The organism is Bradyrhizobium lablabi, from assembly GCF_018129385.1.
Classification (GTDB): Bacteria; Pseudomonadota; Alphaproteobacteria; order Rhizobiales; family Xanthobacteraceae; genus Bradyrhizobium; species Bradyrhizobium lablabi_C.
This window is the reverse complement of record NZ_JAFCLN010000010.1, coordinates 133,715-148,584: the sequence shown is the minus strand read 5'-3', so window position 1 is coordinate 148,584 and position 14,870 is coordinate 133,715. Positions and strand designations below refer to the sequence as shown.

Annotated in this window: 11 protein-coding genes; 3 read left to right on the top strand and 8 right to left on the bottom strand. The window is 63.5% G+C overall.

What is annotated here, in order from left to right; translation table 11 throughout:
- Window positions 1–2: 2 nt before the first annotated feature.
- From JQ628_RS19910 to JQ628_RS19875, 8 genes are all read right to left on the bottom strand, one after another.
- The gene (locus JQ628_RS19910; protein WP_212224706.1) at window positions 3–1,253 is read right to left on the bottom strand and encodes an adenylate/guanylate cyclase domain-containing protein; all 1,251 of its coding nucleotides are present in this window, start codon (window positions 1,251–1,253) and stop codon (window positions 3–5) included.
- Window positions 1,250–1,639, bottom strand: coding sequence for a response regulator (locus tag JQ628_RS19905; RefSeq protein WP_212224705.1), 390 nt, complete (start codon window positions 1,637–1,639; stop codon window positions 1,250–1,252). The genes JQ628_RS19910 and JQ628_RS19905 overlap by 4 nt, the downstream gene beginning before the upstream one ends.
- A complete protein-coding gene (locus tag JQ628_RS19900; RefSeq protein ID WP_212224704.1) occupies window positions 1,636–4,221 on the bottom strand; it encodes a sensor histidine kinase in 2,586 nt (861 codons plus the stop codon). Before JQ628_RS19900 ends, JQ628_RS19905 begins: the two co-directional genes overlap by 4 nt.
- 116 nt (window positions 4,222–4,337) lie before the next feature.
- Window positions 4,338–7,433, bottom strand: a complete 3,096-nt coding sequence (locus JQ628_RS19895; RefSeq protein WP_212224703.1) for a MexW/MexI family multidrug efflux RND transporter permease subunit — start codon at window positions 7,431–7,433, stop codon at window positions 4,338–4,340.
- A gap of 72 nt (window positions 7,434–7,505) precedes the next feature.
- On the bottom strand, window positions 7,506–8,702 hold the full coding sequence (locus JQ628_RS19890) for an efflux RND transporter periplasmic adaptor subunit (RefSeq protein ID WP_212224702.1): 1,197 nt from the start codon (window positions 8,700–8,702) through the stop codon (window positions 7,506–7,508).
- A gap of 1 nt (window position 8,703) precedes the next feature.
- A complete protein-coding gene (locus JQ628_RS19885) occupies window positions 8,704–9,405 on the bottom strand; it encodes a TetR/AcrR family transcriptional regulator (RefSeq protein WP_212224701.1) in 702 nt (233 codons plus the stop codon).
- A 125-nt stretch (window positions 9,406–9,530) separates the two neighbouring features.
- A complete protein-coding gene (locus JQ628_RS19880) occupies window positions 9,531–10,121 on the bottom strand; it encodes a thiamine pyrophosphate-dependent enzyme (protein ID WP_212224700.1) in 591 nt (196 codons plus the stop codon).
- Window positions 10,118–10,663, bottom strand: coding sequence for a phosphonopyruvate decarboxylase (locus JQ628_RS19875; RefSeq protein ID WP_212224699.1), 546 nt, complete (start codon window positions 10,661–10,663; stop codon window positions 10,118–10,120). Before JQ628_RS19875 ends, JQ628_RS19880 begins: the two co-directional genes overlap by 4 nt.
- Window positions 10,664–10,861: 198 nt before the next feature.
- Here JQ628_RS19875 and JQ628_RS19870 point away from each other — a divergent pair, with 198 nt between their 5' ends.
- The 3 genes from JQ628_RS19870 to JQ628_RS19860 all read left to right on the top strand — a co-directional run bounded on the left by JQ628_RS19870 (window position 10,862) and on the right by JQ628_RS19860 (window position 14,812).
- Window positions 10,862–12,082, top strand: a complete 1,221-nt coding sequence (locus JQ628_RS19870; protein ID WP_212224697.1) for a cytochrome P450 — start codon at window positions 10,862–10,864, stop codon at window positions 12,080–12,082.
- Between the two features lie 39 nt (window positions 12,083–12,121).
- The gene (locus JQ628_RS19865; RefSeq protein WP_212224696.1) at window positions 12,122–12,814 is read left to right on the top strand and encodes a potassium channel family protein; all 693 of its coding nucleotides are present in this window, start codon (window positions 12,122–12,124) and stop codon (window positions 12,812–12,814) included.
- 675 nt (window positions 12,815–13,489) lie between these two features.
- Entirely contained in the window at window positions 13,490–14,812 is a 1,323-nt protein-coding gene (locus JQ628_RS19860) for a Spy/CpxP family protein refolding chaperone (RefSeq protein WP_349628095.1), read from the top strand.
- Window positions 14,813–14,870: the final 58 nt, after the last annotated feature.

The window sequence follows — 14,870 nt, the reverse complement described above, 5'->3', positions numbered from 1 at the left end:
TGTTATTCGAGCTGCATGCGGACGCCTTTGGCGCCGTTGAGCAGGCGCTTCAGGTGAAAGCCCGCCAATGGATCATCGGCATGCAGCCCGACCAGCGCGGCAAAGGCCGGCATTGCGGTGGCATCGCCCGCTTCCAGTTTCGCAAAGGCTTCCGAATATTGCGTGGTCGCGGGCTGTTCGAAGGCGGCAGCCGGCAGCGGCTCGAAGGCGCGCAGCGGTTCGCTGCGTCCGCGCAGCACGATGTCGCCGACCGGCCGGCCCTTGAAGCCCTCGGCGGCGTTGGCCACCGCGGCGCTGACGCAGATACGGGTGCCCAGAGACTTGTTGGCGGCTTCCAGCCGCGCCGCGATATTGATGGTGTCGCCATAGGCGGTGTAATCGAAGAAGCGGCTGCCGCCGAAATTGCCGACCAGCGCGGGGCCCGCATGAACGCCGATCCGCGTCGTGCCGAAATTCACGCTCCTCGCCTTCCAACGATCGCGAAAGGCTTGCGCCCAGATGTCGAGATCGTGCGCGCAGGCGACCGCGCGCGTTGCGTAGTCCGGCTGATCGCCCGGCGCGTTGAACAGGACCTGGACCGCGTCACCGATGATCTTGGCGACCGTCCCTTCATGGGCGAACACGATATCGGTCATGCCGCCCACATATTCGTTGAGCAGTTCGCTCAGCACGTCGGGATCTGCGGTTTCCACCAGCGTGGTGAAGCCCGTGATATCGGTGAAGATGACTGCGACCTCGCGGCGATGCACTTCCATGCCGTTGCCTTCGGCATCCGATGCAAGGCGGCTCGCGATCTGCGGCGAGAAATACCGCGACAGCGAGGCATGCGCGCGCTCGGCCGCGATCTGGCGGCGCCGTGCCTCGCGCAGCATCTCGACATGACGGATGGTCTTGTCGATGGTCGCCTCGAGATCGGCAAAATCGATCGGCTTGGTCAGAAAATCGAACGCGCCGCGGTTCATCGCGGTGCGGATGTTGCTCATGTCGCCATAGGCTGAAACGATGATGGTCGATTTCTTGTCGTCGGCCTCCTGCAATTTCGCGAGCAGCGAAAGTCCGTCCATCCGCGGCATATTGATGTCGGATACCACCATGTCGACATCCGGCTGGGCCTCGATGGTGGCCAATGCCTCGATGCCGTCATGAGCGAACACAAAATTCACCGTGCCCTCGCGGATCTGCCTGCGGAATTTTTGCAGCACCAGAGCCTCGAGGTCGGGCTCGTCGTCGACGACGAGAATGGTCGCAGTCATGCAGCCTGCCCGAGCCTTGTGTCGATCTCGCTGCGCAAGAGCGCAAAATCGATTGGCTTCGTCAGCAGCCCGACCGCGCCGTGCTCGATCGCCTTCTTGCGTGTTTCCGCATCGCCATAGGCGGTGATCATGATCACGGGAACGTCGGGCCGCTCCGCCCGCACCTTGGGCAGCATCTCAAGCCCGCTCATGCCGGGCATATTGATGTCGGAGAGGATCAGGATCAGCGAGGGCTCGCGGATATCCACCGCGCGCTGTAGCGCCGCGGGCGCAGACGGGGCGAACTCCATCTGAAACCGCCCCGATTTCAGGTCGCGTCGAAACTGCTGGCGAAACAGCGCCTCGACATCGGGCTCGTCATCCACGACGAGAATATAAACGCTCAAGTCCTGCCTCCGGTGCTTGCTTTTGCCGCGCCGTTGCGCGGCAGCGTAATGATGAATTCGGTAAATACGCCAGGTTCGGTATCGACGTCGATCTTGCCGCCATGCTGTTTCACCACGATGTCATGGCTCATCGACAGGCCGAGCCCGGTTCCCTCGCCCGCCGGCTTGGTCGTGAAGAAGGGATTGAACATTTTCTCCTTCACTTCCCGAGGGATACCGGTGCCGTTGTCGCGGATGCGGATTTCGACCTGGTTGCCGAGATTTTTCGTGGCCGCGCTCAGCGTCGGCTCGAATATTTCGTCGCCCGTCTCCTTGCGCTTGGTCGCGGCATAAAAACCGTTGGAGATCAGGTTGAGGAACACCCGGGTGATTTCCTGCGGATAGACGTCGATCATGCCGGCCGCGGGATCGAGATCGCGCTTGAGCGTGATGTTGAAGCCGGATTTTTCCGCACGCGCGCCGTGATAGGCGAGATTGAGGCTCTCCTCGACGATCGCGTTGATGTCGGCGGGCCGGTGCTCGCCCGATCCCTCGCGCGAGTGCAGCAGCATGTTCTTGACGATGGAATCGGCGCGCTTGCCGTGCTGCACGACCTTTTCCAGGTTGCCCCTGAGCATGTGCGTGAGCTCGTCGATCTCTTCGCGCGTCTTGTCGTCGATCTTGGTGTCCTTCAGGACATCTTTCAGCTCGTCGATCAGCTCCGTCGAGAGCGAGGAGAAATTGTTGACGAAGTTGAGCGGATTCTTGATCTCATGCGCGATGCCGGCGGTGAGCTGGCCGAGCGAGGCGAGCTTTTCGGTCTGCACCAGACGATCCTGCGCCGTGCGCAATTCGTCGAGCGATTGCGACAGCTCCCTGGTGCGCTCCTGCACTTCGTCGAACAGCCTGACGTTCTCGATCGCGATCAGAGCCTGGTCGGCAAAGGTGGTTGCAAGCTCGATCTGCTTTGCGCTGAACGGCCGCACCATATGCCGGGTCAATACGAAGACACCGACCGGCACGCCGTCCCGCAGCAGCGGGACGCCGAGCATGGTCCGCACATTGGCAGGCCTGCGACCGGCCGACGGCGCATATTCCGGATCCGCCTGGACGTCAGGAATGTGGATCGTCTTGCCCTCCAGCAGAGTCCGTCCGACCACACTTCCTCGCTCGGGTACGGTCCGAAACGTCGCGAGGTGGTTCTTCTGGGCGTCGCCAAGCCCATGGCTGGCCGCCAGGCGGAAGCCGTCATCCACGGGACGGAAAATCGTCCCCTCGTCCGCATCGCACAAGCGGGCTGCCGATTCCACGAGCGTGTCGAGCACGGTTTGCAGGTCGAACGCCGAACGGCTGATGACCTTCAACACTTCGGCGGTCGCGGTCTGTTGTTGAAGCGATTCACTCAGTTGCGCTGTCCGCTGCTCGACCTTCTTCTCGAGGTCCGTGTAGGATTCCTGAAGCTTTGCGCCCATGTCGTTGAATTGATTGGCAAGACCTTCCAGCTCGTCGCCGGTCTTGATGTTGATGCGCTGGGCGAAGTCGCCGCCGCCGATCCGTTCCGCTCCGGTCCGCAGCGCCTTGATCGGGCCGACCATGCGGCGAGCCAGGAAGACTCCGGCCAGCACCGCGAAGATCGAGGCCGCCAGCAGCACGATGGCCAGCCGCTGTAGCGCGGCCCATAGCGAGGCATAGGCTTCCGAGACCGGCAATTCGACGAACATCGTCCAGCCGAGCGGGTTGATCGGCGCCGAGGCGGTCAGCACCTCCTGTCCCTGGATGTTGAGATCGCCCTGTAGTGAATCGGTGGAACCGCCTGCCGCCCTTGCGGCCTGCACCTGCACCAGCTTCGACATGTCGGTGTTGCGCAGGACCAGGCTGATGTCGGGATGGGCGATCAGCCGCCCCTGCGATCCCACCACATAGGCATGGCCGTGCTCACCGACCTTGATCTGGGAGACCACGTCCCAGATCAGCTTCAGATTGACCTCGGCAATGCTGACGCCGGCGTCCTTGCGGGTGCCGGCCAGCGACAGCGTCATGTAGGGCTCGGACTCCCGGCGGAAATAGACCGGGCCGTAGTAGACCTTGTTGGCGACGGCTTCAGTGAATTTGGGGTCCTTGGAATAGTCGACGCCGGAATCCACCACGTCCATCGCGAGCCGCGAGACCCGCAAGCGCTCCTTGCCCGTGGCGTCGACCTGCGCCAGTTCCGTGATGGCCGGCACCTGCCGCAACAGGCGCAGCGCGTCGAAGCGCCGGTCCTGTACCGCCGACCACGGCAATTGGGTGGTCCAGCCGAGCTGGCTCTCGATCTCCTTGATGAACTGGCTGATCTTGGCGGCGGCCGCTTCCGCCTGCTCGTGCTGAATCCGGACCAGCGCCGCCTTGTGCTCGCGGTAATAGAAGAAAACCTCGAAAATGCCGTTGGATAGCAGCGCGACCGCAACCACCGCGACAAACAGCGCAACGTATTTGGTGAACAACCGGCTGCGGATCCCGGTCCGGGCCGATCCCGCATCTGCTGGCGCAGCATCGCCCGCCGCCGGCGGCGCAGCCGCCAGCGTCCGCCCTTCCGGTGTATCGGGATGCAGGGAGATGCTCATCCCGGCCAAGCTAGCAAGGACGGGGGTATTTGTCTCTTGCCGCAGTGCGGAATGACACGGCTATCCGTGTCGTATCCCTATCAAAGTCGGCTGCGGCCGAGCGGCCGCCGCCTCAATCAATGCGCCTTCGCGGCCTTTGGGCCAAGGTCGTAGTCGGCGATCTGCTTGGCCCGCTCGGACTCGAGGTTGGCGCGGTGGTCGGTCGCCAGCCAGACATAGACCGCCGGCAGCACGAACAGGGTGAACAACGTGCCGATCGACATGCCGGCCACCACCACGAGGCCAATCGAGAACCGGCTGGCGGCGCCCGCCCCGGTTGCGGTGAGCAGCGGGATCAGGCCGGTAACCATCGCCGCCGTCGTCATCAGGATCGGACGCAGCCGGATGCGGGCCGACATCTCGATCGCCGAGCGCTTGTCGAGGCCCTCGTTGACCTGGAGTTCGTTGGCGAACTCCACCATCAGGATGCCGTGCTTGGTGATGAGCCCGACCAGCGTGAGCAGACCCACCTGGGTGTAGATGTTCATGGTGGCGACACCAAAGAACAGCGGGATCAGCGCGCCGACGATCGCCATCGGCACCGAGATCATGATCACCAGGGGATCGCGCAGGCTCTCGAACTGCGCCGCCAGCACCAGGAAGATGATGATCAGCGCAAAGCCGAAGGTGATCGCGAGCTGGTTGCCCTCCTGCACATATTGCCTGGAGTCGGCGAGATAATCGTGGCTGAAGCCGGCCGGCAGCTTTTTCGCCTCGCCCTCGAGGAAGTCGACCGCCTGGCCCACCGTCACGCCCGGCATCGGCACCGCCTGGAAGGTGGCGGAGTTGAGTTGGTTGTAGTGGGTCAGCGCATTCGGATCGGTAGCGGTCTCGATCTCCACAATGGTCGACAGCGGCACCTGCTGCCCCGTCGACGTCGCCACGTAGTAGCCGCCGAGCGCTTCCGGCGACAGCCGCTGGCTGCGCGGCACTTGCGGAATCACCTGATAGGATCGCCCTTCGAGATTGAAGCGATTGACGTAATTGCCGCCGAGCAGCGTCGCCAGCGTGCCGCCGACCTGCTGCATGTTGATGCCGAGGTCGCTCGCCTTGGAGCGGTCGATCTTCACCCGCACGACCGGCTGGTTGAAGTCGAGGTCGCTGTCGGAAACGATGAACAGGCCGCTCTTGCGCGCGGCGTCCTTCAGCTTGTTCATCTGCTCATAGACGGCCTGGAAGCCCGAGGTCGAGTTGATCACCATCTGGATCGGCAGGCCGCCCGGGCCGCCCGGCAGCGGCGGCAGGTTGAAGGCAAAGGCCTGCACGCCCTCGATCTTGGAAAGCTCCGCCTGCACCAGCGGCTTGAGCTGGATCGACGAGCGCTTGCGCTCATCCCACGCGTGCAACAGCATGCCGGCAATGCCGTTCTGGGCGCCGTTGATGCCGTTCAGCGCAAAGCGCAGATCGGTCTCGGGGAACTTCTTGAAGACGTCGTCGAGCTTGTCGCCGTAGAAATCGAGATAGTCGATGTTGGCGTATTTCGGCGCCTTGAGGATCGAGAACACGATGCCCTGATCCTCCTCGGGCGCCAGCTCCTTGGAGGTGTGCATGTAGAGGAAGCCGACCAGGCCGAGGATAGTCAGCGCGAACAGGCCGGTGATCGGGCGATAGTCGAGCGAGCGGTCGAGCTTGCGGCCGTACCAGCGCGTCATGGCGCCGAACACCCGGTTGACCAGCCGCGAGAACCGGCCTTCATCCGCGCTCTTGAGCAGCACGGAGCACATCATCGGCGACAACGTCAGCGCGATCACGCCCGACACGATGACCGAACCTGCAAGTGTAAAGGCGAACTCGCGGAACAGCGAGCCGGTCAGACCGCCGAGGAAACCGATCGGCGCATAGACCGCGGCGAGCGTGATCGTCATCGAGATCACGGGCCCGACGATCTCGCGCGCGCCCTGTAGCGAGGCCTGCACCGGCGTCTTGCCCTCTTCGAGATGGCGATGGATGTTCTCCACCACCACGATGGCGTCGTCGACCACGAGGCCGATCGCCAGCACCATGGCGAGAAGCGTGAGCAGGTTGAAGCTGAATCCCGCCATCGCCATCAGCGAGCAGACGCCGATCAGCGACAGCGGAATCGTCACCACGGGGATGATCACCGAGCGGATCGACGCCAGGAACAGGAAGATCACGGCGACGACGATCAGCACCGCTTCGACCAGGGTATTCCTCACCTCATCGATCGACGATTCGATGAATTTTGTGGAGTCATAGGCCACCTTCATCTTCATCGAGGGCGGCAGATTGCGCTCGAGCTCGGGAAACAGCGCGCGCACGCCCTTGACGAGCGTCAGCGGGTTGCCTTGCGGAGTGGCGTTGATGCCGATGAAGATCGCGCGTTCGCCGTTGAAGGCGACGCTGGCGTCCGAGCTTTGCGCGGCAAGTTCGACGGTGGCGATATCCTCCAGCCGCACGAAGCCGCCGTCCTTGGACTTCACGATCATGCGCTTGAACTGATTGACGTCGCGCAGATCGGCGTTGGTCTGGATGTTGGAGACGATCAGGAAGCCCTTGGACTGGCCAGCCGCCGCCTGGAAGTTGTTGGCCGCGATCGCCGCCTGCACCTCATTGGCCGAGATGTTGCGCCCGGCCATCTTGACCGGATCGAGCCAGATGCGCATCGCAAAGGTCTGGCCGCCGAGAATGTCGGCTGACGCCACGCCGTCGACCGTCGACAGCACCGGCTGCACGACGCGCGTGAGATAGTCCGAGATCGCCGAGCCCGACAGCTCTTCGCTGGAGAAGCCGAGATACATCACGGCCGTGGTCTGGCCGGTGGTCTTGGTGACGATCGGGTCGTTGGATTCCTTCGGGATCAGGTATTTGACCGAATTGACCTTGGCGAGCACCTCGGTGAGCGCCTGGTTCGGATCAAAGTTCAGCTTGATATAGACCTGGATGGTGCTGGTGCCCTGCACCGAGCTCGAGGTGATGTAGTCGATGCCCTCGGCCGAGGCGACCGCCTGCTCGATCGGGGTGGTGATGAAACCCGAAATCAGCGCGGCGGACGCGCCGGGATAGACGGTGGTGATGGTCACCACCGTGTTCGACATTTTCGGATATTGCCGGATCGGCAGGTTGAAGCCGGCCCGCAATCCGATCAGCAGGATCAGGAGGCTGACGACGACCGACAGAACCGGACGCTTGATGAAAATATCGGTAAAGGCCATCGCAAAGTGCCTCGGTTATCTATGCCGGAGGCCGGTCTGCTCGAAGACCGGCAAATGCTTTTTCGTATCGCGTCAGTACCGCGGCGGCTGCGCCGGAATCGGCGGCGTCGGATCGGTCGAGATCGCCACGGCAGAGCCCGATTGCAGCTTGAGCTGGCCGAGCGCAACCACGCGGTCGCCCGCCTTCAGGCCCTTCAGGATTTCCGCACGTCCTTCGATGCGGTTGCCGGCCTGCACGAAGGTCCGCGTCGCGATCAGGCTGGTCTTGCCGTCCTCTTCCTTCTTCTCCGTGACCACGAAGACGGAATCGCCATAGAGCGTGTAGTCCACCGCCGTCTCCGGAACGGTAACGACCGGCGGCTTGTCCGGCAGCACCACCGTGGTGCTCGTGAACATGCCGGGCTTCAGAATCTTGTCGGGATTGGGAATCGTCGCCTGCACCCGGATGTTGCGGGTATCGGTCGAGACCTGCGGCTCGATTGTCGTGATCTTGCCTTCGAACAGCCTGCCGGGATAGGCGTCGACCTTGATGCGGACGATTTGCCCGACCTTCAACTGCCCGCTGTCCTTCTCGGGAATGGTGAAGTTGGCGTACAGATTCGACAGATCGGTCAGCGACACCATCTGCGTTCCGGCCGTCAGATATTGGCCGACCTCGACCCTGCGGACGCCGAGTTCGCCGTCGAACGGCGCGCGCACCAGCTTTTGCGAGATAATGGCCTCGGTCTTGGCGATGCCGGCATTGGCCTGGTCGAATGCCGACTGGGCCTGATCGACGGTCGCCTGTGGTCCAAACTGACGGGAGGCGAGTTGCTTGGCGCGATCGAGCGAAAGTTGCGCCATGGTTGCCTGCGCCTTGAAGGTCTGAAGATCGCCCTGCTCCGGTCCGTCGAATAGCTGCACCAGGGGGGTGCCCGCCTTCACCTCTGCGCCGGCCTGGAACAGGATCTCGGTGATGCGGCCGTTGACGTCAGAGGTGACGTTGACCTGATGCACGGCGGCGAGATCGCCGACCGCCGTCAGAAGGTTCGGAATCACTTCGGACTTCGCTTCCGCCACGTTCACGACCGAGGGCGGCGGCTTGTTGTTGGCGAAGAACTGCGCGATCATCTTGCTGCGGAAGGCGTTGAAGCCGACGAATGCGCCGACGAACAGCACGAGCGCCAACCCCACGATGATGAACCAGCGCACCATCCGCACCGGCTTCTTGCCGTGCGTCGGCTCCTTGATCGGCTTGCCCGAAATATGAGATTCGGTCTGGATGTTCATGTCATGCACTTTCTGCGGCTACCGATGGTCCCGGGATCGGTGACAGCGCGCGGTCCAAATGAGAAGCAATTGCGGCCTCGTTAAGTCCGATACCGCGCAGAATGAATTGACAAAGCTGGCCTTCCAGCTCAGCCGGACTTGCGTAATCAAGGCAAGGAATGACAGGCAGTCGCGTCAGCGCCGCCATCAGCACGGTGTGATGGGCAAACCAGAACAGGTTGATCGGCGCACCGCTGATCCGGTCCGCATCGCCCGCTTCGATCGCGCTTTCGATCGAAGCCGTAAAGACCGAGCCGATCAGGCCTTCAACCTTCTGGTAAAGCAACCGGGCGAATTCGCCGTCGTCGAGATGGCTGTTCGCCATCAGCCGGATGCGCTGCGCCTCTTCCTCGTCCGGTCCGTTGGAGACCTCCAGGAAATGGCTGACCATGCCCTTGACCAGTTCAACCAGGGTGGCGGTCGAGGGCTCCTGCCCCAACAAGTGCGCCAGATCCGGATCGGCTTCGCATTCCTCGGCGAGGATTTCCGCGTACAAGGCGGCCTTGGACGGAAAGTGCTTGAACAGCAACCCTTCCGAAATGGACGCCGCGGCCGCCACGCTCTTGGTCGTGGTGCCGGCAAAGCCATTGCGGGCAAAACACCGCTTGGCGGCGCCCAGTATCAACTGACGGCGCAAATCACTTGTCATGCGAAGGGTCGACATGAGTCGCGTGAGTATTTACTCACCATGTCAAAATCAAGGCAGATTATTGCGTCGCACCAAAAGCCGCGCGGGCGCGACGTCCTACTTTGGCCGCTAGCGCGTTCTTTTTGTTGAGGTCTGACGGGTTAGAGCGGTCCGAATCCCAGCGAACCCCGGATGCGGTTGACGATAAAGGTGCCGTCGCGCATCGGCAAGATTCGCTCGATATTGGCGCCATCGATCTTCACATTGGCAAACCGAGGCCCGCTCTTGAGGTCGTGCAGCTTTGGCGCCAGCGCCTCGACCTCCGCCATGGTCGTGATGTCGCAGGCGTCTGCAATGCCGCAGGCCTTTGCGACGCCCGTAAGGTCGGCAGCCGAGGCCGTGTGGCTGACCTGCCCGCCGGTCTCGCCATAGGCCTCATTGTCTAGCACGACGATGGAGAGATTGCCGGGCTTTTGCAGGCCGACGGTGGCGAGCGAGCCCATTCCCATCAGCATCTCGCCGTCACCGGTGATGACGACAACCGGTGTGTCCGGCTGCGCCAGCGCCAGGCCCAGCCCCATCATGACGGCACCGCCCATGCCGCCCCAGAGATAGAAATTGCGGTCATGGTCGCCGGCCGCCGCCATGTCGTTGGTGGAGGCCCCAAGGCCACCGATCGCAACCATGCCCTTGCGGTCTTTCAGGAGGCGAGCGACCACGTCGCGGCGATGAAGAAGATTGGCCTTGCTCATTTCACGAACACCTTTGCCCCGATCAGGCGCTGCGACAGAAGGACCGCGGTCGGCGTCAAGGCGTTGTAGGCCTGCGCCGCGCCGGCCTCGACGACCTCACGGACTTCCGCGGCGGTATTCGCCCGCATCACCCGGATGCCCGACAGCTCGAACACGGCCTGCGTGGTCGATCCCATCGGCACCTGCCAATGATTGAACTCGCCCCATTCGCCGCGCATCGTGACCAGCGTGAAGAACGGCAGACGGAAAAGCTGCACCAGCGAAAACATGTTGATGCAGTTGCCGACGCCGCTCGACTGCATCAATAGCGCGGCGCGCTGCCCGCCGGCCCAGGCGCCTGCGACCAGCGCCACGCCCTCTTCTTCCGTCGTCAGCACAATGCCGCGCATGGTGTCGGAGGAAAGCACGCGCTGGATCAGTCGCGAGTGGCCGGCATCCGGCACATAGGGCACCTGCCGCACATCGTACTTTTGCAGCACAGCATAGATGTCCTCCGGCCAGGCGGCCGTTTGTTGTTCCGATGTGTCGGTGCGGGCGTGCATGGCGTTTCCCGTGTTTGATTTTGCCGGGACTGTAGAGGGGCCGGCGTTATTCATCAAAGCGCAATTGAGCATATGGCTCTGCGCTTTAGTCTCATCGCCCATCCGCGGCGCGGGCGGCGGACGAGGCCGCAAATCACCTTGCGCCGCGCCGCCCTCCAGCCTACGATAGTTGCAAATGAAACTAATGGATCAACGGGGATGAATGCGCACGCGCGAGAACTGGCCGACGGGTTCGACCTCGAACACCTGACGCCGGAATTTTACGCCAACCCCTACCCGACCTACCGCGCGCTGCGTGAAACCGAGCCGGTCAAGCGGATGCGCAACGGCTCGTATTTCCTGACTCGCTATGACGACCTCGTCACCGCCTACAAGAACACGAAGGAATTCTCCTCCGACAAGAAGACGGAGTTCTTTCCGAAATACGGCGACACCCCGCTCTACGAGCATCACACCACCAGCCTCGTGTTCAACGATCCGCCCTCGCACACGCGGGTGCGGCGGCTGATCATGGGCGCGCTGTCGCCGCGCGCGATCGCCGGCATGGAGCCGGATCTGATCAAGCTGGTCGATCTGCTGCTCGACCGCATCGCTGTCAGGGACAGGTTCGAGCTGATCGGGGATTTTGCCACGGCGATTCCGGTCGAGGTGATCGGCAACCTGCTCGACGTGCCCCATGACGAGCGCGAACCGCTGCGCGACTGGTCGCTCGCCATTTTGGGGGCGCTCGAGCCGGTGGTGTCACCCGAAGTTGCCGCCCGCGGCAACAAGGCGGTGACGGACTTTCTCTCCTATCTCGAAACGCTGATTGCCCGGCGGCGCACAAAGCCGGGCGATCCCGCCAAGGACGTGCTGACGCGGCTGATCCTGGGGGAAGAGAACGGCGAGCGGCTGACCGAGAAGGAGCTGCTGCACAACTGCATCTTCCTGCTCAATGCCGGCCACGAGACCACTACCAACCTGATCGGCAACGGGCTGGTGGCGCTGACGCATTATCCGGAGCAGAAGCGGCGGTTGATCGATCATCCCGATATGATCAAGACGGCGGTCGAGGAAATGCTGCGATACGAATCCTCCAACCAACTCGGCAACCGCATGATCGTCGAGCCGGTCGAGCTCGCCGGCATCGCGATGCCGGCGGGCACGCCGGTGACGCTGTGCATCGGCGCGGCCAACCGCGATCCCCGGCAATTTCCGGATCCGGAGAATTTTGACATCGGCCGCACGCCGAACCGCCATCTGGCGTTCGCGACCGGCGCACATCAATGCGCCGGCATGGCGCTGGCGCGGCTGGAAGGCGCAATTGCGATCTCACGCTTCCTGGCGCGATTTCCGGGCTACGCGCTCGACGGCGAACCTGTGCGCGGCGGCCGCGTCCGCTTCCGCGGCTTCTTGAGCGTGCCCTGTACGGTGGGTTAGTCAGTTCTCCGGGATCAACGCCGAAAACGGAGTTTCTCGATGGACGGCTATATGGCCCGCCTGCGCGAGAAGTGGGGCGACTCGCTGCTGACGGTTCTGACGGTACTGCTGTCCGTCATGCTGTTCGTCCTGGCGCCGCTACAGGCGCTGGGATACGTGGTCTTTCAGGCTTTCGAACTGGGTGTTGCCATCGTCATGGTCGCCTGCATCTTCGTGCTGTCGGGAAGCCGCACCGTCGTTGCGGCGATGGCGGTCGGGCTCGTCATGCTGGTGATCGGCGCGATCCTGCGGGTGAGATCGCCATCGATGTTCGAGCTGGATCTCGTCGTCGCATCCTGGCTGATCCTGACAACGACGCTCGGCCTGGTGGTCGCCAGGGTCGTGTTCGGCGGCGGGCGCGTCACCCATCACCGGGTGATGGGGGCGGTGCTGCTGTATCTGACGATCGCCGTGATGTTCGCAGCCATGTTCAGGCTGATCGGCGCGATCGCGCCATGGGCGTTTTCCGGGATGACCATGGCCGACAGCCCGGCGCTGGCGAGCGAACTGATCTATTTCAGTTTCGCGACGCTGACGACGACCGGCTATGGCGACATCGCGCCGCTGCATCCGGTGGCCCGCAGCCTTTGCAATCTCGAGGCTGTCCTGGGCCAGCTCTATCCGGCGACGCTGCTGGCGCGGCTGGTGACGCTCGAGCTGGCGCACCGGGAGCGATACGAAGCGGACGACTAGACCACCGTCTGGTGCAGCGCGATGCAGGCTTCCGTGAGTTCCTCACCGTACCCTGCGTGGTGCACCACGCCTCCAGTGACGCTCCCCCTGCGTCGCAACATCGCAAGGCTCCTGACAAAGTTCTGCGAACGATCTTGACGCCCGCGCGTTGAGAGATCGGCGGGCGACTTACGTCAGAGGGAGCTTACGAACATGCTTCCGCGCGGCCTTCGCCTTGCAGCGCTTTTTTGTGTTGGTGCTTCCGCGATCACGGCGGGCACCAGCTCGTTTGCCCAGGGACAAAGAGGACATGGAGCCGGTGCGCCGCCGGCCGCCATGGCCCGTCCTGCGGCCCCACCGGCCATGGCCCGCCCGGCAGGGCCACCAGCCATGGCGCGTCCCGTGGCCCCTCCGGCAATGGCGCGGCCCGCCGCACCGGCATTCCGTGCGGCACCCGCGCCGCAACGCCCGGCCATGGCGCCGCGTGCAACTCCGCGCTTCGCAGCTCCGTCGCGTCCGGCACCGCATGTCGCCGGGCCCCCGGCGCAACGCCCCGCGGCGCGGTCAAGACCTGAACCACACATTGCCGCCCCATCGCGCCCCAGCAGCGCATCGCCTGCTCTCAGCCGGCGACAGCAACAGATCGAAACGCGTACGCAAGCGCGTGAGCAGCGTATCCAGCAGCGACAGCAAGTGGTGCAGGAGCGGCAGCGCAACACGCTCTCGCGCCAGAACGCCGACCGTCAGAGCCGGATCGACCGCTTGCAGCAGCGCGTGCAGCAATTGCAGTCGCAAAAGCCGGAAGGTCTGCGGGCGCAGCGCGCGCAAGAGCGATCATTGCAGGCACAGAACCGGTTGCTCGAGCGCGAGCAGCGTCTGCTGAGGACCGATCAGGCGCGCCTCGATCGGCTTGGACCGCCGCCTTCTGCTGAACGATCCGCCGCGGCGGCCGCCGCCGCACAAGCTGCGGCCCGCGGACGCTTTGCCGCACAATTCCGCGGCACCGACGCCTTGCAAGCCCGAACCGCGCTCACGGCCCGCGAGAACCGCTGGGCTCCTCGCCACGCCTGGCGCCGCGGTCACCGCGCGGCGTTTGTGGCCTGGCTCGGTCCGGTGTTCTGGCCTTACGCATATTCCGATATTTTCGAATATACGTTCTGGCCCACCGCCTACGATCCCGGCTATTGGGCCTACGCCTATGATGATTTCGTCGACACGGTGTTCTGGGGCGCCGACAGCCCGTATTCGGCGTACGCCAGATATTCCGACCCCGGTGTAGCAACAAGCGGTCGTCGCGCCCGCGAACCGGGTGCGAGTCCGCAGGCGCTCCGGCAATTATGTGGAGATCCGGACAAAGGCATCACGGCCTGGCCGCTGGCTTCAATCACGCGAGCCGTGCGGCCGACGCAAGAGCAGCGCGCCTTGCTCGATGATTTGAAGACTGCCGCAGCCAAGGCTGCCGATGTGTTCAAGCAATCCTGCGACGACAATTATGCAATGACGCCGCCCGGCCGCTTGCGGGCGATGACGAGCCGTATCGGCGCTACGCTGCAGGCGGTGCGGATCGTTCGGCCGGCGCTGGACAAATTCTATAGTTCGCTCAACGACGAGCAACAGGCCCACTTCAACGCGCTCGGTCCCGAGATCGGCAAGCGTTCGCCTTCCCAGCCGGAACAGGATGCGAAGGCGCAGGCGGAGAGCTGCGACGATCCGAAGTCCAGCCTGACCCAGCTTCCGATCGAGCGGATCGACGCCGTGGTCCGCCCGGCGGGCGAGCAAAAGGAGATGCTCGACCGGCTCGGCGCAGCGACGAAGGACGCGGTCAAGGAATTACAGGCTGCCTGCCCCGACGACGTACCGCTCACGCCGGTCGGACGGCTGGAGGCGATGGAGAAGCGACTCGAAGCCATGCTGCTGGCGGCCACGCTGGTGCAGCCGGCACTGGACAAGTTCTACGCCACGCTGGGCAGCGAACAGAAGGCACGCTTCAACACGCTGCAACAATATGCGGGCCCGTAAGTGCAACCGTCCGCTGACGAGGTGACTGATGAGACAGTTCATATTCGCGCTACACCGC

Bases quoted from the DNA above. Each gene is read 5' to 3' on its own strand.
- JQ628_RS19880 (WP_212224700.1), bottom strand. From the start codon at position 10,121: ATGAGCAAGGCCAATCTTCTTCATCGCCGCGACGTGGTCGCTCGCCTC.
- JQ628_RS19900 (WP_212224704.1), bottom strand. From the start codon at position 4,221: ATGAGCATCTCCCTGCATCCCGATACACCGGAAGGGCGGACGCTGGCG.
- JQ628_RS19875 (WP_212224699.1), bottom strand. From the start codon at position 10,663: ATGCACGCCCGCACCGACACATCGGAACAACAAACGGCCGCCTGGCCG.
- JQ628_RS19865 (WP_212224696.1), top strand. From the start codon at position 12,122: ATGGACGGCTATATGGCCCGCCTGCGCGAGAAGTGGGGCGACTCGCTG.
- JQ628_RS19895 (WP_212224703.1), bottom strand. From the start codon at position 7,433: ATGGCCTTTACCGATATTTTCATCAAGCGTCCGGTTCTGTCGGTCGTC.
- JQ628_RS19890 (WP_212224702.1), bottom strand. From the start codon at position 8,702: ATGAACATCCAGACCGAATCTCATATTTCGGGCAAGCCGATCAAGGAG.
- JQ628_RS19910 (WP_212224706.1), bottom strand. From the start codon at position 1,253: ATGACTGCGACCATTCTCGTCGTCGACGACGAGCCCGACCTCGAGGCT.
- JQ628_RS19870 (WP_212224697.1), top strand. From the start codon at position 10,862: ATGAATGCGCACGCGCGAGAACTGGCCGACGGGTTCGACCTCGAACAC.
- JQ628_RS19885 (WP_212224701.1), bottom strand. From the start codon at position 9,405: ATGTCGACCCTTCGCATGACAAGTGATTTGCGCCGTCAGTTGATACTG.